Raw genomic sequence first — 25896 nt, forward strand, 5'->3', positions numbered from 1 at the left:
CTATATTATTTCAATTTTGATATTCCTGCTTCCAGTGCTTCTACAAATTGTTCGCCGTATTTGTAAATGTCGCCGGCCCCCATGGTGATGACTACATCACCCGGTTCTACAATATCCTTCAGCTTTACCGGCAAGTCGTTTTTGTCTTCTATATAGTGCACTTTCCGATGCCCGTACTCCTTGGCTACATCAGCAATAAGTTTACCGGTAACGCCTTCAATAGGTTCTTCACGGGACGGATAAACATCGGTGATAACACACACCTCGGCATCGAAGAATGAGAGTCCAAATTCCTTGTAAAGTTCTTGAGTACGGGAATACAGATGCGGTTGAAAGACGGCGACAATGCGACGATCTTTCCATCCTTGTCGTGCCGCATCCAGCGTTGCCTGTACTTCTGTAGGATGATGCGCGTAATCATCAATCACGATTACGCCGTCTTGTTCGGTCTTCAGTTGAAAGCGCCGGAACACCCCTTCAAATCGTTCAAGCCCGGATTTTATATCTTTAAAGTCGATATCCAGTTCGAGTCCCACTGCAACTGCGGCCAGCGCATTTTTCACGTTGTGTTTGCCGGGAGCCTGGAGATTAATTTCACCAAGTTCTTCTCCTTCTTTGATAACCGTAAATCTGCTGTTAAAGTGATCGATCTCGATATCAACGGCCCGGATTTCTGCTTGGGGCGTTAATCCATAAGTGGTAGTGCGGCGTTCAATATCGGGAATGATGCTTCGTACATTGGGATCATCCAGGCAAAGTACCACGGCGCCGTAAAACGGAACTTTATTCGCAAATTCTATAAAGGCTTCTTTGACATCGTCGAGGTTGTCATAAATATCCAGATGTTCGGCTTCGATATTGGTAATAACGCCTAAGCTCGGGGTAAGTCGTAAAAAAGTCCGATCAAATTCATCGGCTTCAACAACAATAATATCACCTTTTCCAACCACGGCATTGGTTTCTGAAAAGCTGTGTACTTTTCCGCCTACCATGATGGTCGGATCAAAGCTGCCGTCCTGGATGACGTGTCCAATCATTGTTGTGGTAGTTGTTTTGCCGTGAGTACCGGCCACACCTACGCCATATTTCATGCGCATGAGCTCGGCAAGCATTTCAGCCCGCTTTATTACCGGAATTCCTTTGTCGAGGGCGGCGCTGGTTTCAATATTTTCTTCAGCTTTAACCGCACTGGTGTACACAACCACATCGGCTCCTTCAATATTTTTGGCATCATGTCCGATGGATATTTCGGCACCGAGTTCTTGTAGTCGCTCAATGGTTTCGCCCATGTTGGCATCCGAACCGGTAATGTGATATCCTTTTTGAAGCAATATCTCGGCCATGCCGCTCATACCGATGCCACCAATCCCGACCATGTGGATATGGCGGGTTCTGCCAAAAATAGGTTGTGTTTGTATTTGCTTACTCATTTAATCTCTTTCTATTCTGATTCTATATACATACCCGCGGCTAAAGCCGCATCCCCTTCGAAGGGATACCTAAAAATCTCCCCTTGAGGGGAGTGTCTCATCCCAATTATTTGGGATAGGACGAGGGGTGTTATAAAGAACAAGCTTTGCATTAATTAGGCTTTGAATTTTTTGTCAGTTTTAAAACTTCATTTGCTATTTCTTTGGCAGCATTAGGTCGCGCTAAATTTTTAGCTGCTTTGCTCATTTCTTTTAGTTGCTGTTCATCATCAATAATTTCTCGGACAACATTTGCCAAGCTGTTTTCCAACTGGTCATCAGTTACCAATTTTGCAGCACCGTTAACAACCATTGATTCTGCATTTTTGGTCTGGTGATCACCCGCTACGTTGGGTGACGGTACGAGAATACTTGGTTTCCCGGTTAGGGCGAGCTCCGAACAGGAGAGAGCGCCGGCTCTGCTTATCACCAAATCTGCTGCCGCGTAGGCTGCTGGCATATCATGGATAAAATCTTTAAGTCTCAAATGTTCAAAGTTCTGGGGGGTTACATCTTTGCGGAGCTTATCATAATAGCGTTTCCCGCACTGCCAAATAATTTGAAGACCTAAATCGTCATGTAGTGTTCCAATATGCTTATGCATTGCATTATTGATGCTTCTGGCACCACCACTTCCGCCCAGGATCAACAGCGTTTTTTTGTCGTTGTTAAAATCGAACGCTTGCAGTGCCTCTTTGTGGTTTACTTGGCTTAGAGATTTTCTTGTAGGGTTACCTGCAAGTTCTGTTTTTCCCTCCGGGAAATAATCTTTGGCATCATCAAAAGCGATAAAAATGAGCTCTGCATTTTTGCCCAGCATTCGGTTGGTTACGCCGGGGAAACTGTTTTGTTCTTGAATGACAAGCGGAATGCCCATTTTTGTTGCTACCCATCCTACAGGTCCTGCAACATATCCACCGCATGAGATTACTACATCAGGGTTAAACTTTTTGATGATACCCAAGCTCTGAATGATGCTTGTTGCCAGTTTTATGGGAAACAGCAGGTTTTTAAGTGTAAATCGACGGTGAAATCCACTAATCCAGATACTGGTAATATCATATCCCGCCTTGGACACGGTATCCCATTCCATGTGATTTTTTGTACCGACAAAAAGAATTTCAGTATCGGTAGAGGAATCGCGCAGTGCATCGGCAATAGCGATGGCCGGATATACATGACCACCAGTACCTCCGGCTGCTATGAGCACTTTTATTTTGCCCATAGCACCGGAGTCTGGTTTGACCTGTGATGATATGTTCTTTGTTACGGCACTATGCATAAAACACTGCTTTTTTACTGCTGTCGTATTTCGAAATATTCATGAGAATGCCAACCATAATGCCGGCAAATAGGATATTGGTCCCGCCATAGCTCACAAAGGGCATGGGTAGTCCTGTAACAGGAAGCAATCCGCTGGCAACGCCGGCATTAATAAATCCGTAAAGCACAATCGTAAGAGTACAGCCCACGGCAATAAGCATCCCCATGATATCGGGAGCATTTTTAGCGATTTTTGCAATACCGCGAAATAGGATGACTGTAAATATCAGTATGACTAATCCAGAGCCAAATAGTCCGTACTCCTCAGCGATTATAGCAAAGATGAAATCGTTGTAAGGGGCAGGGAGGAAATTACGCTGGGTACTTTTGCCCATGCCTACACCAAATAACTCGCCTTTCGCAATGGCAATGTGGGCCTGTTGTGCTTGGTATCCTTCTTCGATATTAAATTTAGTACTGTTTATTTCTACAACTTGATCTACGTACTGATCGATGCGGCTCTGTCGTTCAGGGGATTGCCAAATTAAAACACCCGCTCCCATAGCCCCGATCAGTACCAGCGTACTTAGTTGCGTCATGCTAATACGTCCGACAAACATGACCAGCAGCGACAGAGAAAATAGTAAGGCAGCAGTGCTAAAGTCTTCGATTCCGATAAGGCCACAGGTAATAATCACCCAAAACATGATGGGTAAAAAGGCCCGTTTAAAATCTTTTATGTACTCCTGTTTTTGCTCTAAGAGCACTGAAATGTGTATGAGCAGTGCGGGTATTGCAAAAGACGCCGGCTGGAATGAAACGCCGCCAATAGTTAGTGATCGTTTGGCACCGAATACTTCATTTCCGAAGACCATGACGGCAATTAATAGAATCCAGCTAAATACTACACCCAATCGGCTAAATTTGGCCAGGAAGTGATAGTCAATCTTCGAGACAATCAACATGGCCAGAAAAGCGATGCCCACCTTTACGGTATGACCTACAACAAGGCTGCCGGCCGTAGTATGTTTGGCCTCGGCAAAATAGGCGATGGATGAATACACGGCCAGAACACCAAATATCATCAATAGAATTACCGATACCAGCAAGACACGATCACTCCCTTGTTTGGGCGTATCAATGTCATCTGTACTGGTGCCCAGTATGGATGATATGTTTTTATTTGGTGTTGTATATAGCATAATTTCTGTTTTTCAGTCTTCAGCTTTCAGCTATCAGATGATATATGGATAGCTGAAAACTCAAGGCTGAATTCTTAAAGTCGATTTACTGCTTTTTTGAATTCGTTGCCTCGGTGTTCATAATTATCATACATATCAAAGGAGGAGCATGCCGGGCTTAGCAAAACAACTTCTCCGCGCTTGGCTACCTCCTTGGCTGATCGTACTGCGCTATTCATATCCTCAGCAGTTTTAAAATTGGGAACTACAGATTTTAGCTGCTCTTCAATCATTGGTCGGGCTTCACCAATCGCAATAATGGTGTGGACTTTTTCTCGGATCTGTTCAACCAACTCTGAATAATCATTTCCTTTATCACGTCCGCCCAGAATGATAGTCAGGGGAACGTCAAAACTGTCCAGGGCATACCACACGGCATTGATATTGGTGGCCTTGCTATCGTTGATGTATTTTACTCCGTTAACCGTGCGCACCAGTTCAAGGCGGTGTTCCACACCTTCGAAAGGTGCGTAGGCTTTCTCGGATAACATCACTTTTAATTTCGGAAGCACGAGCGGCAAGAGCCGTAGCAAGTCCATTGCTTAAATTATGCTTACCGGAAAGATTAACATCACGAGTTGGCATTAGTACCTCTTCTTGTTTATTTATTTTTAAGATGATGTTCTGGTTTCGAACAAAAGCTCCGTCTGTTTCTGAAAGATCTTTGTTGATTGAAAAGGGCAGAAGCCGGGGTGTATCTGCTTTTTTTTTAAGCGAATCTACATGTCCGGCAATTGTTGGATCATCATAGTTGTAGATGAACCAATCTTCTCCCGTTTGGTTTTCGGTAATTCGAAATTTTGATTTTGCATAGTTCGAAAAATCATGATCATAACGATCCAGGTGATCAGCGGTAATATTTAGCAACACACTTATCTGTGGGTGGAAGCTATCTATATGATCCAGCTGAAAACTGCTGACTTCCAACAAAGCTTCGCTATTTTCTGATGTTTGTTCGACCTTGTCAGAAAACGCATATCCGATATTGCCGGCAGTTATATGGTTACGATCAGCTTTTTCCCATGTATGATCCAGCCAATTTGTTACGGTCGTTTTTCCGTTGCTGCCGGTTACAGCCACAATCGGGCTTTCGTTGAACCAGCTGGCTATTTCGATCTCTGAAAATACTTCTTTCCCACTATTCAGATATTTTTGCACCAAGGGAGCTTCTGTGGGTACACCCGGACTGATAGCCAGGAATGCTGCCCCTTCTGCTTTACCAGTATGTCCGTTTTCTTCAAAGTCGATATTTAGTGTATTTAGTTTTTTCTTCACCGAATCCTCAATAGAATCGTGATCAGTGACAAAAACTTCTGCTCCTTTACGCTTTAGCAGCGATGCCACAGCCAGCCCGCTTCGGGCGGCTCCCACAACAACGATATGTTTGTTTGCAACTTCTCTCATCGCAGCTTGAGGGTTAAGAGGCTTAGAATTCCAAGGAGCACGGCTATAATCCAAAAGCGTATTACAATTTTAGATTCAGGTAATCCTTTTTTCTCAAAGTGATGGTGGATTGGAGTCATCAAAAAGACTCGTTTCCCCTCACCGAATTTGCGTTTTGTATATTTGAAATAGGTTGTCTGAATAATTACTGAAACAGTTTCGACAAAGAAGATTCCGCAAATAATGGGCAGTAATAGCTCTTTGTGCAGCATCAGGGCCATGGCTCCAAAAGATCCGCCCAGTGCCAGTGAACCGGTATCCCCCATAAACACGGAGGCGGGATGGGCATTGTACCACAAAAAGCCCATGCAAGCGCCGACCAGTGATGCAGCGAATATGGTCAACTCTCCGGCTCCAGGCAGATAGATAATGTCAAGGAAATCGGAGAAGTCGGTTCGGCCGGATACATAAGCAAAAATGCCAAGTATAAGACCGGCAATAGCCGATGTTCCTGCTGCAAGTCCATCAAGACCGTCGGTCAAGTTCACGGCATTGCTTACCGCTGTTATCACAAAAATGACCATGGGGATATAGATGACCCAGCCGAGTGCTTCGCCCAGTACCGCGTAATCGATGTTTACATTTTTCAGGAATGGTACCGTAGACAGAGTGTTGAATTCCTGAAATTCCGGCCAGAAATATAGGGTGAGTCCGAGCAATAGGCCTACGATAATTTGTCCTGCTACTTTGAGCCTCCCGCTTAGGCCCGATTTATCTTTTTTAACCACTTTTATATAGTCATCAGCAAAGCCAACTACGCCAAGAATGAGGGTGACAAGTATAATCATCCAGGTGTAAATGCTATCCATTTTCATCCAAAAAGCTGCCGGAATAAGGATAGCCAAGAGGATGATTAATCCACCCATAGTAGGAGTATGTGCCTTGCCAAGATGGGTATCCAGTCCAATATCTTCGCGGATAACTTCGCGCAGCTGCATCTTTTCAAGCCATTCAATAATGCGGCGGCCAATCATAACGCTGATAAACAGAGCCATGGCTGCAGCAATAGCGGCCCGGGTCGTAATAAATTCAAATGCACCAAAGCCGGGCGGCTGATAATTAACTTCTAACCAATGTATGAGTTCGTATAGCATTAGGTATCCTCATTTTTAGGATTCATGTTTCTGCTACCTAATGCTGCTCGGGCAATGGCACGGTCGTCAAAATCGTGGCGTTCACCTGCAACCTCCTGATAGGTTTCGTGCCCTTTGCCAGCAATTAAAATCATGGTATTGTCGTCTGCGTCCTTAATAGCTTGTTCAATAGCTTTTTTACGATCCGTAATGCGTGTAATGGATTCTGGATTATCAAATCCTTGCATTATTTCGTCGATAATGGCATCGGGTTCTTCGTTGCGCGGATTATCGGAGGTGACGGTAACTTTATCGCCATACGTTTCAGCAATCTCTGCCATTTTTGGCCGCTTTGTTTTATCCCGATTGCCACCACATCCAAAAACAATGTGCAGCGTTCGGCCCTCGGTTTTGATCTCAGCCAGTGTTGAGGCCACATTTTCCAGGGCATCCGGGGTGTGAGCATAATCCACGAGAACTACGGGATTTCCATCTTTGCCCGAACCTTCAACGCGTTCCAGTCTGCCGGCTACTCCGGCTGAGGTTTCCAAAGCATTTTTAACCTCATCTTTTTCATATCCCATTGATCGGCAAATCAAAAACGCCTGGCTTAAGTTGTAGGCATTGAAGGTGCCAACTAAGGGACTTTCAATCATAACTTTGCCAATGCGAACGACTAGCCCATTCATTGTATTTGAAAGTACCTGGCAATCAACTTCAAGGGCTTGATTAAAACTGAAGTCAATGATACGGGCAGGACAGTCCATCACCATAAAACTGGCATACTCGTCGTCCCCGTTAATAACTGCAGTTGCATCGGGATCGAGGTTATCGAATAATTTCTTTTTTGACTTCGCATATGACTTCAGATCATCGTGATAATCCAGATGGTCGTGGCTGAGATTGGTAAATGCCGCAATCTGGAAATCAACTCCATGAACTCGTTGCTGATCGAGCGCATGCGATGAAACCTCCATCACTAAGTGGGTTGATCCTGCTTCAACCATTTGAGCCATATCGCTGGCTAATTCAATGGGATCTGAAGTCGTAAGTTTGCTTTCCATCTCTTGGTCACCAATGCGTTTTGCAATTGTTCCCAGGAGGGATGGTTTGGCTCCCAGCTTTTGCAGTGTCTGGTAAACCAGATTGGCAACCGTTGTTTTACCATTGGTTCCGGTTATTCCGATAAGCGTCAATTTATTAGCAGGATTGTCATAAAATGCCTGTGCAAGGGGGCCAATCAGTGATCGCGTATCCGAAACTTCAACTATGCATGCGTCATCATCATCATAAAATGGATCTTCGCATATAATCACAGAAGCGCCATTGGCAATGGCATCATCAATAAAAGAATGCCCGTCAACCTGGAACCCTTTTATGGCAATAAACACATCACCCGTTTCTATCTTGCGGGAATCCTGGCGGAGCATACCGATGGTATTCGGCTCCGGTCCGGAGACGGTGGCGGGTTCACAAAGCGATATAAGCTTATCGAATGTCACTCTGTTGATTTATCTGCTGTTAGTGATTTCAATGGTTTTGCTTTGCCGCGGATGGTAACGGTTCGTCCCTGCTTCATCATATCACCGGGACGTGGGAACTGCGTATATATTGTTCCCGAGCCAATTATTTCGGTTTCGAACCCGCGGTTATTAAGCAGTACCATTGCTTTGCGCATACTCATTCCACCCACATCGGGAATCACAGAATATCCATTGGGCAACTCTTGTACTTCTGCTTCAGCAATGGTGTTAGATAGCGTTAATTTTATCTTATCAGTCGGTTTTAATTCTGTACCGCTTTTTGGCTGTTGCTCCGTAATCCATTCGCCATTTCCTTTTAATTTGTAGGGCAACTGTTGTTTCTGTAATAGCGCTTTGGCATCCTTCTTTGTTAACCCTTTTAGGTCGGGAGCAAGAGCCCAAACCTCATCTTCTTGCTCTTTTTGTAGAATGTGTTTTTCAATTTCATTATCCAGACCTGCAATGCGCTTGGCTGTTTTTCTGAAAATAGGACCCGCAGTAACGCCACCGTATGGCGGATAGGTATCGGGATCATCAAGCACAATCAGGCTTACGTATTTGGGATCATCTGCAGGAAATACACCTACAAACGAAGAGCGATATTCGTTGCGATATTGGCCATCGATATATTTTTGAGCCGTACCGGTTTTGCCTACAATAGAAAGTCCGTCAACTTGTGCATATTCAGCAGTTCCCGAATCAGAAACGACATCCTTAAAAATAGGATACAGCTTATTGATAGTGGATTCCTTGGCAATTTTTCGTACAGGCACTTTGTTGTTTTTCTGAACGACTTGACCTTGTCCGTTTGTAATCTTTTCTACCAAATAGGGACGCATCATTGTTCCTTCATTGGCAAAAGCAGCATATGCTTGGGCAATCTGAATGGGAGTGGTTTGTACTTCGTATCCAATCGACATCCAGGGGAGAGTAACTTGACTCCATTCGTAGGGTTTTGGTAGTCGTCCGCTTTCTTCATTGGGAAGATCAATATTTGTGGGGGTACCAAATCCAAGATTGCGCGCATATTGGTAGAAGGCATCTTTCGACAGGCGCATGGCGATTTGAGCTGTGGCCACGTTTGATGACTTTTGGATTACCTCGGGAAACGAAAGGGTGCCCATCGGTTCGTGGTCACGCATCCATTGACCGTGTATTAGTATTTTGCCGTCTTCAGGTGTTTCAAACTTTTCATCAAACTGCACCTTATCTTGTTCGACAGCTGCTATAGATGTGACGAGCTTAAAAGTAGAGCCGGGTTCGATCATATCCGAGATCGCAAAATTCCTGCGGTTCTTGCTGTTAAGGGAGGCAGGATTATTGGGATTGAATGTGGGATAATTAGCCATCGCTTTAATGGCTCCTGTTTGGGGATCCATAACAATAGCGGAACCGCTGGCGGATCTGGTTTTGTCAATCCCGGCTTTAAGTTCTTCTTCTAAAATAGCTTGTATATGAGAATCAATGGTAGTGTGCAGCGAATGTCCTTGCTGCGGTTGCTTACGAGGGGCTCCCAGATAAGCATAAATATTTCCGTTACGATCACGACGAACTTGCTGTACTCCATCTTCACCACGAAGCTGGTTATCATATTCTTTTTCAAGACCCGTCATACCATCAAGGTCGTGATTTACAAAACCAAGAGTGTGTGCTGCTAATGTTCCAAAATTATACTTTCGCTTATATTCCTCTTCCAGGATGACACCCCGAATATTGAGTTGACGGAGGGCTTCATGGGCTTCAGTGTCAATGCTTTTATTTAAGACAACATAGCGTGACCGGTTGGGGGCCTGCCTTATTTTTTGATGATAAAAGCTTGAAGATCTGCTCGTATATTTAGCAAGAGTATCGCAGATTTGACCAATTTGCGCATTTGTTAGCCCTTTTATTTTAGGATCAATGGCCGCCTTATATACTACGTTGTTTGTCGCAAGAAGACTGCCATCTTGATCGTAGATATTGCCTCGCTGAGCCGGTATGGAGATATAATCAATAGCCTGTTCGTTCCAGAGGTTGCGTAGCTCATCCCCCTCCACAAAATTGACGCGGAAAAGCTGTAGTCCTATGGCGAACGGTATCAACAATACCAGGCCAAAGGCCATAAACATTCGGTTTAATATGGCAGAACGAATATTTCTCATCTACTTTTCCACCTCGATTACTTTTTCTGCTGGTCCACCATTGATAAAACCTGCTTCTTGGGCATTTTCATAAATTTTGGCCGGACCAGTCATCCGATCATAAATAAGTTTGTAGTCAGTATGCATTCGATGAACCCGATTATATTCGGCCTCAAGCTGATTGACCTCACGCAGCAGTTTTTGGGTGGCGAATACATGATTTAGGTAAAGAATACCCAACGCTCCCAATACGATAGCCCCAACAATTACTTTCCAGGGTTTAAGCTTGGGTAGAGATATACCCTTTTTCTTTTTGGCTGCCCCATTTGTTCGTTTATTTCCGTTAGTCCCATTAATAAGGATACGGTTTGATGAACGAGACGATTTTTTGTTCTTAGATCGTCGGTTCTTTTTAACTTTGTCTTTTTTCATCGGAGATTTTATGAGCATATCAATTCACCTCCGGCTGTTCTATTTTTTGAGCAACACGCATCTTTGCACTACGGGCCGCGGGATTTTTTTCGATTTCTTCTTTAGCGGGACGAATAATACCGCCGGAAATTTCTTCGATGGGATTTTGGGGATTGCCGTAAAAATCTTTTTCAATTTTTCCCTCGTGGTTTCCCGCTTTAAAAAATTTCTTGACGATACGATCTTCCAGTGAGTGATAGCTGATGGCAACAATACGTCCATCCATTTTAAGTATGTCAAGCGATTGCTCGAGCACCTTGCGGAGCATATCCAGTTCGCGGTTTACTTCAATGCGAATGCCCTGGAAAACACGGGCCACACTTTTGATCTGATATTGTCCCTTAACTACCGCCTCTACGGCATCGCGAAGTTCAGTAGTGGTTTCGATGGGTCGCCGGTCGATAATTTCGCTCGCGATTTTACGACTATTGCGCTCTTCGCCGTAGTGATATATGACATCGCGCAGATCTTCGTAGGAGTATTCGTTCACTACCTGGTATGCGGTAATACCGCGGAGGTTGCTCATGCGCATATCGAGCGGACCTTCTTTTTGGAACGTAAATCCGCGATCAGCTTCTTTTATCTGATGTGTTGAGAGTCCTAAATCAAGAAGGATTCCGGCTACCTCCCCATGGAGTTCTGGGGGTAATAGCCTGGAGAGGTAACCGAAATTGCCTTTTATGGAAGAAAATCGTTTGTCATCGCCGATGCGGGTATTTGCTGCCGCAAGGGCTTCATCATCCTGATCAATACCAATAAGCTGAGCGTCGTTGTCTAAGTGAGATAACAATGCCAGGCTGTGTCCACCACCGCCAAGCGTAGCATCGATATAGATCCCGCTGGAATCCGTAATCAAATACTCTACGGATTCTTCCAGCAGTACCGGTTGATGCTCATAATATGTATCATTATTCGTCATTGTGGTTGTCATCGTCACCCATCACGCGCTCAAAAAGTTCTTGGTACGATTCAAAATCGAGGCCGGAATCAATTTCATTCAGTTTTTCGGGCGACCATATCTCGATACGTTCGCCGCTACCGATGAAAATGGCTTTGCCATCAATGCCGGCCCAGTCTGTTAATTGTGAAGGGAGAGGAATGCGATTCTGATTATCGAGGTTTACATCTTCAGCAAAACGCAGGAAGTTGCGCTTAACTGTGCGACCCTCTTTCGTAAAGCTGTTGATCTGAGAGAGCTGATTCTCTACTTTCTGCCATTCATCTTCTGGGTACAGATAAAGGCAGGGTTCAAGTCCTCTTAATATAGTGAAACGCTCTTGCGCCTGGGGATTGAGAGCTTTACGCAGTTTAGCCGGGAAGCTAACGCGTCCTTTATTATCAACACTATGTTCGTATTGCCCTTTGAAACTTGGCATATGGTCCCCAGAATTAACAGCAAATATTATCGAATTCGACAAGTGGTTTTAGAACTCCCACATTCTCCCACTTCACCCCACAATGTACCCCTAAAGGATGTAATTTGTCAAGCACTTATTGCAGAAAGGTTTAGGAGGAAGAATTTCTGGAGAATAATGTTTAGATGTTGAACTGGAAAAGTGCCTATTATTGTACTTAGAAGTAGATTTGTAAGATTTTTGTATGTGTAAATACTGAAATATTAGAAAATGGGTGAAGTGTGGTAGAGTGTGGAGCAGTTTTGATTATTACTCATCATTAGTACTGATGGGAGGGTATCATCAATTTTCTTATGAGACTATGGCAAAGTTTGAAAATTATAAAAAACCTATTAGTGCGGATAAAGATTTTGATCCGGTGGTGTTTCTTAACGCAGGTCACGATCTTGGAAACTCCTGGTACATTATGAATATGTCTTGCGCTTATTTTGCAAAGCATTAAAAAGGGATAGAGCAACCGTCGACTTTAATTTTAATGATAATATGTGATAGGATTTAAAGCATCGGGCATAAAAATAAAAAGAGGACCGATCTTCCGATCGGCCCCCTTGGTATAAGAGTTGACTACCCCAATAGCCACTCTATGTATAGATGTAATTAGCTGCTGTAGATTGTTAAGCTCTCCCTCAACGGGCGTTTGAATGTCCTTCTTCCGTAGAGTTATTGATGATGTTCATCTTCTCTTGCAGCTCTTGACAAATAGTTTTCAGCTCTTGTTTGAGAACCGTCTTGTTATTTTGCTTTTCCATGATGATATGTGTTTTGTCTTTGGAAGTTGGGGGTTAAGGACATTCTGTCTTGTTTCTGTGACCATGTTATTGAATACGTGGATAAAAAACAGGTATTTAAGAGCAATCTAACCTTGGTTAAAAACTCTTATAATTTGCTGATTACTATTTGATTAGCAGATTTGCAGTTTTAATAATATCACTCAGTACGCCCGAGGCGGTAACTTCTTTACCGGCACCCGGACCTTGAATAACCAGAGGGGTATTGCTGTAATTATTAGAATAAACTTGAATGAGATTATCGGTTCCTTGTAGCTGTCCGAGGGGAGAATCCTTTGGAACGGACTCAATACCAATCGCAATCTTTCCATTTTTTAGTGTACCAGTGTATCGGAGAGTTTCATTGCGTTCTTTTGCTGAATTAATACGTTGTTTCCATTCGCTATCGTAATCAGATAGTTCGTTTAAAAAAGTTTTCTCGTCAACATGTTTTAACTCTTTTGGAATTAACGATTCCACTTGCAGTTCTTCCCGTTCTATGTTGATACCCAGCGTTCGCGCCAGCGTCAAGAATTTGCGAGCTACATCTTCACCTGATAAATCATCGCGCGGATCGGGTTCGGCGTATCCCTTTTCGCGCGCCTCAATAATCGCTTTGCTGAAGGGAACGCCCTGCTCGAGCTGATTAAACAGGTAGGTCATTGTGCCGGAGACAACACCCGATATTTTCGTAATTTCGTCACTGGAAGATTGGAGATCTTTAATGGTAGAAATGACCGGCAGGCCTGCGCCTACGGTTGTTTCATATTTGAAAGATACATCGTGATCTTGAGTCAGTTTCTGGAGTTTATCAAAAAATGATTGTTCAAAAGTGTTTGCCAGTTTACTCGGTGTAACTACATGGATGCCATTGGCAAAAAGCTTCGGATATAATCGGGCTACTTGCTCACTACCGGTAGCATCCACAAAAATTAAATTGTGGTGCCGATTAACAGTAAGCTTTTCAATCAGGAGATCCCAATCTGTTTCAAGAGACTTTTTCCAGTTCAGATTTTCTTCAAATGGGAGACCATCCGCATCCCAAAGCATTTTTCGACTGTTGCAGGTACCAAGCAGGTTAAACTGAAATTCTTCACTGTCTATATTTTTGAGCTGATCCAACAGGGTTTGGCCCACCGCCCCGGTGCCCGCTATAAAAAGATCTACCGTCGGCTTCTTTTTTGTGAACGAATTATTAATTAATTGAGCAGCCCTGCGAGCTTCATCCTCAGGCAATAAAAACGAGATAAAACGCTCATCAACATTACGCTCGGTGTGCAACGGCTTAATATTATTATCATTGAATAGCGAAATAATTTCCTCTGATAGCTTTTCATCCTCATTAAATTGATTGCTGAATTTCTTGACCTTGTAGAGATTGTCATCCAGATTAAAAAGGGTATTCTGCCGGGAAATCCATGCTGAAAGCTTGTCCTTGATTTCCTCAAAGAATGATTGCTTTAACAAAAACCGGGCGGCCTCAAACTCTGTTTGCTGGCTAAACTCGATGGGTTTGGCATTGGGATTATCAGCGCTCCATTCATTTAATTTTATAAACAGATCGTAGGCATACTTTTGATCAATCTGCAAACGAACAAAAGGTCCTGTAATGGTGATCGTTTTGAGCGAGCCGTTGGTGTTAAAATCTGAAGTAATGAGCGTTCCGGGATGTTTTGGGTTGTAGCTATTTTTGACTAACACGGTAGTTTTTTTGTTTTGGATGGGTTGAATGGTTTTGGGATGAATAACGCGGGCGCCATGAGATGATAGCTCGGAAATATCGCTAAAGCTGAGCTGTTCGATGGATTCTGCATCCGGCACCCAACGCGGATCGGCTGTAAGTACGCCATCAACATCGGTCCATATTTCAAGATGATCAGCATCCAATGCATCGGCAACAAGTCCGGCGGTATAATCAGATCCGGATCGCCCCAGCGTGGTGATACTATTGTTATCATTGGAGCCAATAAATCCTGTTATGACGGGAATCGCTTTTTGGTTTAGGATAAATTTCTGTATCAGTTGTCGACTTGCGCTGCGATCTACCTTTGCCTGCCCGAAGGTAGAGTCAGTTTTAATAAACTGATGAGCCTCGTAAGATTGTGCCGGATATCCTTTTTCAGAGAGAACGGCAGCAAAAATAATAGCCGAAGCACGTTCTCCAATGGAAAGTATTTGGTCTTTCCATGCATTAAAATGTTCGTTTCTGAATTTATGATTATTGAGCGTAGATCTGAGTTCAACAAACAAATCTTGCAGGTCACCGCGGTTGGGATGACTGATGGAAACCAATTCGTCAAAAAGTTGCCGGTGACGATTTTCCAATTCGTTCAATTTTTGAAATTTGTGGCTGCTGTCTTCTTGATAGTGTTCAGCTATCTCGATGAGGGTATCTGTAACACCCCCAATGGCAGAAACCACAACCACGGGTTGAGCTTCCTGCAGGCGATCGATCACAATTTGAGCCGACTGCTGAATGAGGGATGCATTCTTTTGTGATGATCCCCCGAATTTTAGAACGTGTGTTTCTGAGTGTGACATAGAGGGTTAAACTGCTTGTTCAGATAGTTCTGATTTGAGTGATTTAATGATCGGGTTTAGTTGATCAAACTCGATTAAAAAGGCATCGTGTCCATGCGGAGAACTGATTTCTTCGTAGCGCGCTTTGGGTAACTTGGTGGCCAGTTCAAGACACTCTACAGCGGGATATAACATATCACTGTCAATACCGATAACGGCAATTGGGATGGTTAATCCGGCCAGTGTTTCTTCAATACGCGGTCGGCTGCGCCTAATATCATGTGAATCCATTGCTTGGGTTAGGCGCACATACGAAACGGCATCAAACCGTTCCACGAGTTTTTCACCTTGATAATTGAGATATGATTCTACCTCATACTGAGATTGTCCGTCTTGAAGCCTGCGTCCAAATTTTTCATCAAAGTCGGAGGGATGGCGGTAGCTGTTCATGGCAATCATGCGAGCCAGTGCCAATCCCTTTTTCGGGGGATTATCTTCGGTATAAAACCCGTTATTCCAGCTGGGATCGTTATAAATGGCCTGTCGCTGCGTATGACTAATGCCAATAGCCCAGGGGCGATGCTTTTCACCCATCCCAATAAGTACCGCCGACTGTGGACGTTCATCCATGATGCACCATTCCAGTGCCTGCATGCCGCCCATCGATCCGCCAATCACCAGCTCGATCGCATTGATATCGAGCTCATCCAAAAGCTGTTGCTGGAGTCGTACGATATCACGAATAGTAACTTTCGGGAAATCGGCGCGATACGGCTTGTCAGTTTCGGGATTGACAGAAGTGGGACCGCTTGATCCATAACAACTGCCCAAAACATTAGGACAAATAATAAAATGCTCGTTGGGATCAAGTCCTTTGTTTTGACCAAAGATGCCCTCAAACCATTCATCAGCCGCAGTATTGCCAGTCAGCGCGTGACAAACCAGAATTACGTTATCCCGCTTGGCATTTAATTTTCCCCACGTTTGATAGGCGATGGTAGGATCGGGAATCGTAGCACCGCCCTCTGTAACAAATGGTTTTTTAAAAGTATGTGATTGTTTCGTACTCATTTTATTAGCGTGTCATCCTGAATTCACTGTTTCCCCACTCTTCGGGATTTCAGAAGCTGTGGTTTTGAGTTTCCTAATGATCCATCGGATGGCAGGTTCAGCCATCCGATGGGATTATAGTTTAAGCCGGTTGGTTGATTTTGCTGAATGCGATTTCGAAGTCTTCTTTAATATCATCGATATGCTCGATACCGACTGATACACGAATCAGATCCGGTTCTACACCGCTGGCAGCTTGTTCCTCTTCGCTGAGCTGCTGATGCGTTGTTGAAGCAGGGTGAATAACCAGCGTTTTGGCATCACCGACGTTGGCCAGGTGGCTGGCAACTTCGACGTTTTCGATAAAAGTTCGGGCCGAGTCAAAACCGCCTTTTACACCAAAGGTCAGAACAGCACCGAACTTTCCTTCATTCAGATATTTTTTGGCTCGTTCGTGATAGGGATGATCTTCGAGTCCGGTATAGTTGACCCAATCGACAACATCCTGTTCCCGCAGCCACTTAGCTAACGCAAGCGCATTTTCGCAGTGGCGTTCGGTACGCAGTGACAGCGTTTCGAGTCCCTGAAGCAACAGGAAGCTGTTAAATGGCGATTGTGCTGATCCAAAATCACGAAGTGCTTCTACCCGAGCGCGGATCGCGAAGGCGATATTGCCAAAAGGTCCATCGGGACCGAAGGTCTCCCAGAAATTAAGCCCGTGGTAAGCGGGAGAAGGTTCAGTAAATACCGGAAAATTACCGTTGCCCCAGTTAAAGTTTCCGGCATCAACAATAACACCACCGATGCTGGTGCCGTGACCGCCAATCCATTTGGTGGCCGATTCGACAACAATATTGGCACCGTAATCTATGGGACGTACAATAGATCCCGCTGCACCAAACGTATTATCCACGATAAGCGGAATGCCGTGTTCCTGGGCCAGGGCAGAGAGTCCATCAAAGTCAGGTACATTGCCACGCGGATTACCAATGGATTCTACATAGATGGCCTTGGTATTCTCGTCAATTTCTGCAGCATAACTTTCTACCTTGTCATCCTCTACAAAATTGACGTCGATGCCAAGCCGGGGCAGTGTAACTTTAAATTGATTGTAGGTTCCGCCATATAAAAAGCTGGTTGAGACGATATTATCTCCGGCTTGTGCAATAGTGGCGATAGTCATGAATTGGGCCGACTGACCCGATGCCGTTGCCACAGCTGCTGCTCCCCCCTCAAGTGCGGCGATGCGTTTTTCAAATACATCGCTGGTGGGATTCATAATTCGGGTATAGATATTGCCAAACTCTTTAAGTGCAAAGAGCGTGGCCGCGTGCTCGGTATCATCAAACTCGTATGAGGTAGTTTGATAAATGGGAACGGCGCGTGATCCTGTGGTGGGATCGGGTTCTTGTCCGGCATGGAGCTGCAGGGTTTCAAATTTGAGATTGCGTTCTTCTTTTCCGTTGGTACTCATAGTATTGATGGTTATGTGTTAGTTGTTATTGGATGATTCTTTTTTAGGTCGTATTAAAAACTGGTGGTCGACTTTGATACATCGGTTTTCATAGATCTCAATGCCCGTTCCTTCAACTTTTTCAATTTCTTCCGGTTGATCGCCGGTACCCAGCTGCAGCCAGATGGCTCGTGGTTTGGGATCCAGTTCCAAAGCTTGGTCAACCGCTTTATGAATATGTTCGGGCGGAAGAAATACATCCACGACATCAATAGGATGAGGGATGCTCTTTAAATCCGGATAGGCTGTTTCGCCCAGAATTTCATCTGCATTGGGATTGACCGGCACGATATTGTAACCGGCATTTTGCAAGTATCGGGCTACAAACTGACTATCCTTATGAAAGCTCCGTGACAATCCTACAATGGCAATGGTCGAAATGTTGGCCAGTGTTTCTTCAGCACGATCAGTTTCGGCACTGAGTTCTTCTGTCGCCCGCATCTTTTTGTCGTACCAGTTGTTAAAAGTCGATTTCATTAATTGTAAATACGTTGTTTTCGATGGTTGAAATTTTTGCAAACAAAAAAGCCCCTTCCAAGATCTTGCGCCGTTTATGGGGACAAGATCTCAGAAGAGGCTTTTGTAAGTACTCATTATAAGTACGGCCAATTCTCTCATCTTTCCCCGTAATACCGGAGCAGGAAGTGGCACCTTCTCCCGCACATAGTGCAGGATGGTTGCCAAAGCGTCTTCGGGCCTGATCCCTCAGCTTTTCTGGATAAGAGTGCTCACTAAATCAAAAGAACGATAGCTCAGAAACTAAAAAAGCCCTTCGGGATCGACCGAAGGGCTTTGAATCTGTTTCACAAGTGAAAACGAATCAGTCCTCCGGTTGCAGATGCGACATGCGCATACACATACAACAGGGGAGACAAAAATGTTTTTCGATTCGTTTCATGACTTGGTTTTTTAATTTCAAATCAAACATAAATGATTATCAGTTGCGATACAAGTATCAATTTATCGGGCTGATACAGAATCCGTATTCACATAAAAATCCTTGTCGATTTTGAAATCATTTGTGTTTTCAAGTGATAGATTACTGCGCTTCCATCGGTCTGATGAAGGATAGATAAATGTATAGCTCCCATCGGTTAAAGTGACTTTCAGGGGCATATCAAAATGGTCTACGTCGGCTTTCCAACGGTAAAATAGAACATCATTTTTGATGTAATATTGGAAAGTCGGAATGTCGGCATAGTGTACGTATTGATCAAAAACGTCATCGAGATCTTTTCCCGATTGTTCGATGATATAGCGCTCGATCTGATCGGCCGTTACGATTTGATGGCGAAATTCTTTTTGAATGCCCCGAAGGATATTTTTCCAAGTAGAGTCATTATCTACAATCTGACGAATCATGTGCAGCATATTATGGGCTTTATAATACATATCACCCGAGCCTTCGTTATTTAAGCCATATTTCCCGGTGATTGGCTCCTTGTTCTGAATACGATCTCGCAGTCCCCGTGTATATTCTCCGGCTGCATCTTTTCCAAACTGACACTCGGTGTAAATAGATTCCGAGTAGCTTGTAAAACCTTCGTGTATCCACATATCGGCCACGTCATTGGTGGTAATGTTATTTCCCCACCACTCGTGACCTGCTTCATGAATGATGATAAAATCCCATTTTAATCCCCAGCCCGAACCGGAAAGATCAGTACCCTTATATCCGTTTTGATATCCATTGCCATAGGCCACCGCACTTTGGTGTTCCATCCCCAGATGCGGGGTTTCCACTAATTTAAAGCTGTCTTCATAAAAGGGATAAGGGCCAAACCAATCTTCAAAACACTGCATCATCGGTTTAACTTGCTGAAATTGTTCTTTTGCTTTTTCGAGGTTGTGTTCCAGTACCCAATAGCTTAGATCAAGCTTGCCGTTTTTACCCTCGTAAGTATCTTTAAAATTCACGTAGTTGCCGGCATTTACGGCAATATTATAATTGTTTATGGGATTGGATACGAACCAGTGCCAGGTGGTCATGCCGTTATCGTGCTGGGTGGTATCGCGCAGACGTCCATTCGAGACATTTTTTATTTCATCGGGCACGGTAATATTGATGCTCATGCTGTCGGGCTCTGCGGATTGGTGATCCTTGTTGGGCCACCAGACACTGGCACCCAATCCCTGGTTGGCCGTTGCAATCCAGTGGTTGCCGAGTGAATCCTGTGCCCAGACAAAGCCACCGTCCCAGGGAGCGTTCTCAGCTACTTTCGGTTTTCCCTGGTAATAAACCGAGATTGTATAAAGGGAATCCCTTTTGAGGTTATCGGGCATATCCACCATATAGGCGTAACTGTTTTTGGCCCGATTATAATCAAGTGTTTGACCGTTTTGTTTTATCTGATCGATGTTAAGCGGATCTTGAAGGTCGATTTGCATACGCTTTGGCTCTTTGGTGACGCGATAGGTAATATTGTTATACCCGGTGATGGAAGAGTCCTCCGGTTGAATAGTAACATTCAAGTTGTAATAGACCACATCCCACCAGCCGCGTTCGGCCGTAATTGAGCCCCGGAGTGAATCATCGGTGGTGGCAAGAACTCCGGAATTTTGGGCGATGGCAGAAGCTGAAAATATCAGCAGTAAAACAGCAGTAGCTCCAAGTTGGATAGCTTGCTGTTTCTTTTGAATTGAAAACAGATTTAATAGATTGGAAAAAATATTCATAAAAGAGTGCTGTTTTGGGAAATAATAGAGAGCCTTTTGAGCCGAATACCGTTTATCACGTATACAATCATGGTAACGCCGAGGATAATATCTTCAGAGAAGATACAAATTACGGATTCTTTTTAAAGCGTTATCGCAAATATATTCCGCCTATCGCTGATACTTATGCCTACTGTCTGATGCCAAATCATTTCCATTTTATGGTGCGGATAAAAAGTGAGGAGGCGTTGGTAACATTTGTTAAGGAAAAATATCCGAATAAAGATCCGCAAAGTAATAAAAACCCTCAGGGTCTTAGAAACCCTGAGGGTTTAAGTAAGAAATTATCAAACTTAATATCGCACCAGTTTGGGACGCTGTTTAATTCGTATACGAAATCTTATAACAAGTTTTATGATCGAAGGGGTAGTTTATTTCAAAATACTTTCAAGCGAAAATCCTTAACAAGTAATGCATATTACATCCATCTTATCTGCTACATCCACAAAAATCCAATCCACCATAGTTTTGTGGATAAAATTGAGGATTGGCCTTATAGTTCATACCATAGTTTACTTTCTAAGCAACCGACGAAACTAAAACGCAAAAAAGCGCTTGAATGGTTTGGAGGGAGGGAAAATTTTATTCAGGCCCATAAAAGAGATTGATGGAAATCCGCAAAGTCTTCTAAAACTTTGCGGATTATTACATTACCTACTAATATCCGTAATGACGCACCCGACTCGGATCTTCGCGCCACTTTTCGCGCACCTTTACATGCAAATCCAGATACACCTTTTTGTCTACAAAGTCTTCGATGACTTCCCGGGCGCTTTCGCCAAGTTTTTTGATTGCCTTACCACCTTTGCCGATTAATATTCCTTTTTGGGAATCGCGATTTACTATGATATCAGCGCTGATGTAGTCTAAGTCGTCGCGTTCATCATACTGTACTATATCGATGGTAGAGGAGTATGGGATTTCCTGATGGTAAAGCAAGAATAATTGCTCGCGAATCATCTCGGCCACAAAAAATCGCACCGGCTGCTCGCTGAGCATATCCTTGGGATAGAAGGGCGGACCCGGTTTAATATTGTCCTTGATATGATCCATAAGGTTTTGCAGCCCTTTTCCATTAATAGCCGAGACAAAGAATGTGTCGTCAAAGTCGAATTCGTCCTCCAATTTACGGGCGACTCCCTCAGCTTCCTGATCGGTGACTTTGTCAATTTTATTGATAATCAGGAATATCTGCTTGTTCTTCATAGAGGAGAACATCTTGTAGATACGTCCCGGAATGTTGTGGTCCTTTACATCAACAATTAATAGCAGGATATCGGCATCCTTACGTGCCCGATCTACCGTTTTCATCATTGCTTTTTGGAGCTCGTATTTGGGATCGATGACGCCGGGCGTATCCAGGAAAATGATTTGCAGGTCTTCTTCGGAATGGATTCCGAGAATTTGATGGCGTGTAGTTTGCGGCTTGTGTGTGGTAATCGAAATTTTGTTGCCCAACAGGCGGTTCATCAATGTAGATTTTCCGGCATTGGGTTTACCCAAAATTGCAACGTATCCGGAGCGGTGTTGTTCGGTATTTTCCATAGTTGGGGATTAGCGGATCGCAATAATTAAGTTTATAACAAGATAGATTTATTATTCAGCATTCTGCATGATCGCTGTAAATTTCTTGACGGTATCATGCAGTCCATAAAATAAAGCTGAAGATACCAGTGCATGTCCAATACTAATATCGTTTAGGTGAGGTACCGTTTCAACAAGGGCTTTCAAGTTATCAAGATTCAAGCCATGCCCGGCATTTACTTTCATGTTCAAGCTATGTGCCAGTTCGGCGCCTTCTTTGAGCCGCTTTAATTCGTGATTACGGTCGGCTTCGGTGGTTGCATTTGCGTAGGTGCCGGTATGCAGCTCAATGGCATCACTGCCAAGCTTCGGCAGCCAACTCGATATCTTTTTTATTGGGATCAATAAAGAGACTAATAGCAATATTGGTATCCTCATAAGCAGGAAAAACGCGATCGCGGAAATCATCAAAAACTGTTTCCATGTCGAGCCCGCCCTCGGTGGTGAGTTCTTCACGACTTTCAGGAACAAGGGTGACCAATTCCGGATTAACATCCTTGCTGATAGTAAGCATTTCGTCGGTAGCAGCCATCTCAAAATCAAGGTCGCCTTTGACCGCTTCTTTTAATTGATAGACATCTTCGGTTTTAATATGGCGGCGATCTTTGCGTAAATGAAAGACAATACCTGTAGCCCCGGCTTTTTCGCACACTATTGCTGCTTCAGTAGGATCGGGATATCCTTCGCCCCGGGCATTGCGGAGGGTGGCAACGTGGTCAACATTTACCAGAAGTTGCATTGTAATAAAACACTTAATTTAGAGTTGTCATTAAACCTTTAAATATAGATCATTTAAAGGAGATTGTAAGTTCAAAATTCAGAAACCCAAGGAATGTATCTACAGAAGGTTTTGATCATATTAATGATCGGGGGATTTGTCACGGCGTGTGGTGTCGTCCCGCGATCTTCGCAGCCGCCTGGTGTTGCCGGAGGAGATAAGAATCCTGCTCAAACAGGAGAATCAACCTCTTCTTCATCTGTTGAGGATGATACTGTATCATCTGAAAAGGAATCGTCAGCTTCAAATGCGGCTATGGCTGTGTCATCACTAAACGAGGCTAAAGCATCATTAATGCAAGCCTATCGAGAATGGAAAGGCACACCGTATGATTTGGGAGGAGCATCGCAGGAAGGAGTAGACTGTTCTCGCTTAGTTAACATTATTTTTGATGATTACTTTGGCATTAATTTGCCTACCAATACCCGAGAACAATTAAATGCAGGGAATAAAATACGGCGGGCTGCGGTGCGAACCGGAGATCTGGTATTTTTCAGAACCGGTCGTAAAACTCTGCATGTAGGCATTGCTGTTAATAGCGGTGAGTTTCTGCATGCCTCCACCTCAAATGGAGTAATGATAAGCAAACTCGGTAAAAGCTATTGGCGCAATCGCTTTCTGGCAGCCCGACGTGTTTTGTAAATGGCGTAATGAATTAGATAACGGCGGTATCAACTCTTTTTGGATTTTCACCATACTGATTGGCGCCCGGCTGGCTATCTTGTACCAAGAAAACAAGTAAGACAATAGCACCAATAATGGGTACCAAACTAATGAGCAGCCACCAGCCGCTGCGTCCGGTATCGTGCAGGCGGCGAACGCCCACTGCTATGCTGGGAATAAAAACTGCCAGAGAATAGAGGCCTAGAATTCCAGTTATCAGGACTCCAATACTTGATTCAGGATCCATTCCACCGAACATTACCATAATAGCTTGTAGCGCGACGTAAATTAAAAAGTTTATAAGCGTAAACATCCAGTACTCTTTGCGTCGGGCCCGACCCTCAAATTCTGCATAATTTTTTAGTACTTTGATATACCATTCCATAAGCTCTCCTCTTTATATTTTGATTATATATTATTTGTACCCCAATACAGTTATTAATCAGTAATGTAAGAAAAAGTACAAAATGTGCAAGTTGAAGGGAATGCAATCTAAGAGCATGATTTGTACTTTTCTTCTGCGCAAAGAATAAGTTTACGAAATCACGCTATGGTAATTATTATTTTGAGTATAGTTTTAGGAGTTGCGGCTTTGATATGGTTTTGGAAAGTACCTATCCAAAAAACAGTACGTGCAATGAAAAAGAATGGCAGCAGTGCTGTTGAAGCTTATAGCGTTGTTTTTATACTGATGCTGATAGCAGTTTTTACAATATATATGATTGCCCAAGTCGTTTGAAGCTTAAAAAGGTACGTCGTGATCCATATCGGACATATCAATGACATTTTCATCGGGGTTATCTTGTGATTCGCTATCCCCGCGCTCTACTTTCCAGGCTTTAACATCCGTATACCAGTTGCCCTTGTATTCCCGGCTCTGCAGATCTACATATACTGTCACCTCTTCGCCCTCCTGAACATTAAACTGATCAATCTTATCGCCCCACTGGGTAATACATATTTTCTTGGGATACTTGCCCGGCGTTTCCAGGATAAAGTCCTGCTTGCGCCATTTCCCGTTTTTACCCGTGCCGGACTGTTCTTCCAAAACCTGGGCAACCTTACCTTTTACTTTCAACTCATCCATAATATCAGTTCGCTCTTTGACCCTTACATATTGCGTAACTGAGGATAGGGATGACTGCCATTTATATCAATTAAAATATGGCTTATTTGTCGGATGATGTTTTGCCAAAGCTCATAGGCGGATAGTCGCTCATGGAATACGAAATATTTTCATTTTTCTTGATGTCGGTGACCTTCATAGTCATTTGTTCTCCGGTGTTGGAGTTTTCGCTTTTCATATCCATAATCATCCCATAGGGATATTCCTCTGGAATTTTGTCCCTCATCTGTTTGGCATTTGACTGTGCTTTAAAAAGCTTTGTCATTCCGAAATCTTCGTCGCGGGTTACCCAGATTTCCACCGTTTCCCCATCGGTTTCGGATCGATATCCGTCACACCGGTAGCCTAAAATATTTTTACTGCCGATTTTTTCATATCCGCGCCACTCTTCGAGCTCTTCCCAGTCAGCCTCGTCCTGCGATAGGCTGTCATTTTCTATTATTTGTTGATCCCATTTGTAGCCAAAAGAAAACTTATTGCCTTCATTTTCCATCAGCATGAGCATTGCTTCATTTTTCAAATCATAAATGATAAAAAAATCGCCCTCCTCTTTTTTCATCTCCTGGGAGTGGAATTTGGTGCCGGTATAAAAATCGTCATTACTAAAATGCATATCCACGTACATTGGCGGTTCCTCCTTTCCGTTTTTATCACGCGACCGCACTTCCATAGTTGTTATCGTTTGAAACGAATAGCGATCCTCGGTTTTAATATTGCTATTCATTGAAAAGGGTACACGCATTCCGCCGGAACTGTCGGCCTCCCATTCTCCAAAGATCGAATTCCAAGATCGCTCAACAGCGCGTTGAGCAGCTCGCTCTACTTGTTCAGTAAGTTTTTCTTCGGCTTTCTGTTCTGCGGCTTCTTTGGCCTTCTTTTTAAGACGATTGAGCAGTTGCGCTTCTGCATCTACGCTCATACTTGTCAATAGCAGGGTGGTAATAATTCCAATTAGAAATCTCATGATGAACGCCTCATTTTTATTATTAGTGTTGGAATGTCATAAAATGTACTCCAAATTTTAGTAAAAACATATATTTAGCAGTTAAATTTATCATTATCGGTCAGTTATTCTTACCCAAGTTGGCTGAATTTTCCATAGGTGATTTTTGTACATTACCCATCAGAGAAAATACTATAACGGGCTTTCAATAAGTACGGT

26 protein-coding genes and 1 riboswitch are annotated in these 25896 nt (G+C 43.6%); of the genes, 3 read left to right on the plus strand and 23 right to left on the minus strand.

Features of this window, described 5'->3' with window-relative positions:
* Positions 1-5: 5 nt before the first annotated feature.
* From murC to U5J89_RS03065, 17 genes are all read right to left on the minus strand, one after another.
* Entirely contained in the window at positions 6-1430 is a 1425-nt protein-coding gene (murC, locus tag U5J89_RS02985) for a UDP-N-acetylmuramate--L-alanine ligase (RefSeq protein ID WP_322574119.1), read from the minus strand.
* A gap of 151 nt (positions 1431-1581) precedes the next feature.
* Positions 1582-2751: an undecaprenyldiphospho-muramoylpentapeptide beta-N-acetylglucosaminyltransferase gene (gene murG / locus U5J89_RS02990; protein WP_322574120.1), complete on the minus strand. Its 1170-nt coding sequence runs from the start codon at positions 2749-2751 to the stop codon at positions 1582-1584.
* Positions 2744-3934, minus strand: a complete 1191-nt coding sequence (locus tag U5J89_RS02995; RefSeq protein ID WP_322574121.1) for a putative peptidoglycan glycosyltransferase FtsW — start codon at positions 3932-3934, stop codon at positions 2744-2746. Before U5J89_RS02995 ends, murG begins: the two co-directional genes overlap by 8 nt.
* Positions 3935-4008: 74 nt before the next feature.
* Complete coding sequence (locus tag U5J89_RS03000; RefSeq protein ID WP_322574122.1) at positions 4009-4464, minus strand: glutamate ligase domain-containing protein; 456 nt, start codon at positions 4462-4464, stop codon at positions 4009-4011.
* Positions 4412-5377, minus strand: a complete 966-nt coding sequence (gene murD, locus U5J89_RS03005) for a UDP-N-acetylmuramoyl-L-alanine--D-glutamate ligase (RefSeq protein WP_322574123.1) — start codon at positions 5375-5377, stop codon at positions 4412-4414. The genes U5J89_RS03000 and murD overlap by 53 nt, the downstream gene beginning before the upstream one ends.
* On the minus strand, positions 5374-6510 hold the full coding sequence (gene mraY / locus U5J89_RS03010) for a phospho-N-acetylmuramoyl-pentapeptide-transferase (RefSeq protein ID WP_322574124.1): 1137 nt from the start codon (positions 6508-6510) through the stop codon (positions 5374-5376). The genes murD and mraY overlap by 4 nt, the downstream gene beginning before the upstream one ends.
* Positions 6510-7991, minus strand: coding sequence for a UDP-N-acetylmuramoyl-L-alanyl-D-glutamate--2,6-diaminopimelate ligase (locus U5J89_RS03015; protein WP_322574125.1), 1482 nt, complete (start codon positions 7989-7991; stop codon positions 6510-6512). The genes mraY and U5J89_RS03015 overlap by 1 nt, the downstream gene beginning before the upstream one ends.
* Positions 7988-10114, minus strand: a complete 2127-nt coding sequence (locus tag U5J89_RS03020) for a penicillin-binding transpeptidase domain-containing protein (protein ID WP_322574126.1) — start codon at positions 10112-10114, stop codon at positions 7988-7990. The genes U5J89_RS03015 and U5J89_RS03020 overlap by 4 nt, the downstream gene beginning before the upstream one ends.
* A gap of 39 nt (positions 10115-10153) precedes the next feature.
* Positions 10154-10564: a hypothetical protein gene (locus U5J89_RS03025; RefSeq protein WP_322574127.1), complete on the minus strand. Its 411-nt coding sequence runs from the start codon at positions 10562-10564 to the stop codon at positions 10154-10156.
* Between the two features lie 19 nt (positions 10565-10583).
* Positions 10584-11522: a 16S rRNA (cytosine(1402)-N(4))-methyltransferase RsmH gene (gene rsmH / locus U5J89_RS03030; protein ID WP_322574128.1), complete on the minus strand. Its 939-nt coding sequence runs from the start codon at positions 11520-11522 to the stop codon at positions 10584-10586.
* Positions 11512-11979, minus strand: a complete 468-nt coding sequence (mraZ, locus tag U5J89_RS03035; RefSeq protein ID WP_322574129.1) for a division/cell wall cluster transcriptional repressor MraZ — start codon at positions 11977-11979, stop codon at positions 11512-11514. The genes rsmH and mraZ overlap by 11 nt, the downstream gene beginning before the upstream one ends.
* 665 nt (positions 11980-12644) lie before the next feature.
* On the minus strand, positions 12645-12767 hold the full coding sequence (locus U5J89_RS03040; RefSeq protein WP_322574130.1) for a hypothetical protein: 123 nt from the start codon (positions 12765-12767) through the stop codon (positions 12645-12647).
* 144 nt (positions 12768-12911) lie between these two features.
* Complete coding sequence (locus tag U5J89_RS03045) at positions 12912-15326, minus strand: aspartate kinase (RefSeq protein ID WP_322574131.1); 2415 nt, start codon at positions 15324-15326, stop codon at positions 12912-12914.
* 6 nt (positions 15327-15332) lie between these two features.
* Complete coding sequence (gene metX / locus U5J89_RS03050; RefSeq protein ID WP_322574132.1) at positions 15333-16376, minus strand: homoserine O-acetyltransferase MetX; 1044 nt, start codon at positions 16374-16376, stop codon at positions 15333-15335.
* A gap of 121 nt (positions 16377-16497) precedes the next feature.
* A complete protein-coding gene (locus U5J89_RS03055) occupies positions 16498-17829 on the minus strand; it encodes an O-acetylhomoserine aminocarboxypropyltransferase/cysteine synthase (protein ID WP_322574133.1) in 1332 nt (443 codons plus the stop codon).
* Between the two features lie 18 nt (positions 17830-17847).
* Entirely contained in the window at positions 17848-18345 is a 498-nt protein-coding gene (locus tag U5J89_RS03060) for a CoA-binding protein (RefSeq protein WP_322574134.1), read from the minus strand.
* Between the two features lie 134 nt (positions 18346-18479).
* Positions 18480-18593: riboswitch (SAM riboswitch) on the minus strand.
* A 235-nt stretch (positions 18594-18828) separates the two neighbouring features.
* Positions 18829-20544: a M1 family metallopeptidase gene (locus tag U5J89_RS03065; RefSeq protein WP_322574135.1), complete on the minus strand. Its 1716-nt coding sequence runs from the start codon at positions 20542-20544 to the stop codon at positions 18829-18831.
* Between the two features lie 14 nt (positions 20545-20558).
* On the opposite strand from U5J89_RS03065, the gene U5J89_RS03070 reads away from it, so the two are divergent.
* Complete coding sequence (locus tag U5J89_RS03070; protein WP_322574136.1) at positions 20559-21191, plus strand: hypothetical protein; 633 nt, start codon at positions 20559-20561, stop codon at positions 21189-21191.
* Positions 21192-21240: 49 nt separating this feature from the next.
* On the opposite strand, the gene era is transcribed toward U5J89_RS03070, so the two are convergent.
* From era to U5J89_RS03085, 3 genes are read right to left on the minus strand one after another with little or no spacing between them, the layout of a single operon-like run.
* Positions 21241-22128 carry a GTPase Era gene (gene era / locus U5J89_RS03075; RefSeq protein WP_322574137.1) on the minus strand — a complete coding sequence of 296 codons (888 nt, stop codon included), beginning with the start codon at positions 22126-22128 and terminating at the stop codon, positions 21241-21243.
* 51 nt (positions 22129-22179) lie between these two features.
* The gene (locus U5J89_RS03080) at positions 22180-22512 is read right to left on the minus strand and encodes a pyridoxine 5'-phosphate synthase (protein ID WP_322574138.1); all 333 of its coding nucleotides are present in this window, start codon (positions 22510-22512) and stop codon (positions 22180-22182) included.
* Positions 22463-22906, minus strand: a complete 444-nt coding sequence (locus U5J89_RS03085; protein WP_322574139.1) for a pyridoxine 5'-phosphate synthase — start codon at positions 22904-22906, stop codon at positions 22463-22465. Before U5J89_RS03085 ends, U5J89_RS03080 begins: the two co-directional genes overlap by 50 nt.
* 93 nt (positions 22907-22999) lie before the next feature.
* Between U5J89_RS03085 and U5J89_RS03090 the strand changes: the two genes are divergently transcribed.
* Complete coding sequence (locus tag U5J89_RS03090; protein ID WP_322574140.1) at positions 23000-23587, plus strand: NlpC/P60 family protein; 588 nt, start codon at positions 23000-23002, stop codon at positions 23585-23587.
* 13 nt (positions 23588-23600) lie between these two features.
* On the opposite strand, the gene U5J89_RS03095 is transcribed toward U5J89_RS03090, so the two are convergent.
* Positions 23601-23993 (minus strand): DUF805 domain-containing protein, encoded by a 393-nt coding sequence (locus U5J89_RS03095; RefSeq protein WP_322574141.1) that lies wholly within the window; start codon positions 23991-23993, stop codon positions 23601-23603.
* A 165-nt stretch (positions 23994-24158) separates the two neighbouring features.
* Here U5J89_RS03095 and U5J89_RS03100 point away from each other — a divergent pair, with 165 nt between their 5' ends.
* Positions 24159-24347: a hypothetical protein gene (locus tag U5J89_RS03100; protein ID WP_322574142.1), complete on the plus strand. Its 189-nt coding sequence runs from the start codon at positions 24159-24161 to the stop codon at positions 24345-24347.
* Positions 24348-24350: 3 nt separating this feature from the next.
* On the opposite strand, the gene U5J89_RS03105 is transcribed toward U5J89_RS03100, so the two are convergent.
* Complete coding sequence (locus tag U5J89_RS03105) at positions 24351-24695, minus strand: DUF3127 domain-containing protein (RefSeq protein ID WP_322574143.1); 345 nt, start codon at positions 24693-24695, stop codon at positions 24351-24353.
* An 82-nt stretch (positions 24696-24777) separates the two neighbouring features.
* Positions 24778-25698 carry a DUF4412 domain-containing protein gene (locus tag U5J89_RS03110; RefSeq protein WP_322574144.1) on the minus strand — a complete coding sequence of 307 codons (921 nt, stop codon included), beginning with the start codon at positions 25696-25698 and terminating at the stop codon, positions 24778-24780.
* Positions 25699-25896 lie beyond the last annotated feature (198 nt).

It is taken from the genome of Fodinibius sp. (assembly GCF_034521915.1).
In the GTDB taxonomy this organism is placed as follows: Bacteria; Bacteroidota; Rhodothermia; order Balneolales; family Balneolaceae; genus Fodinibius.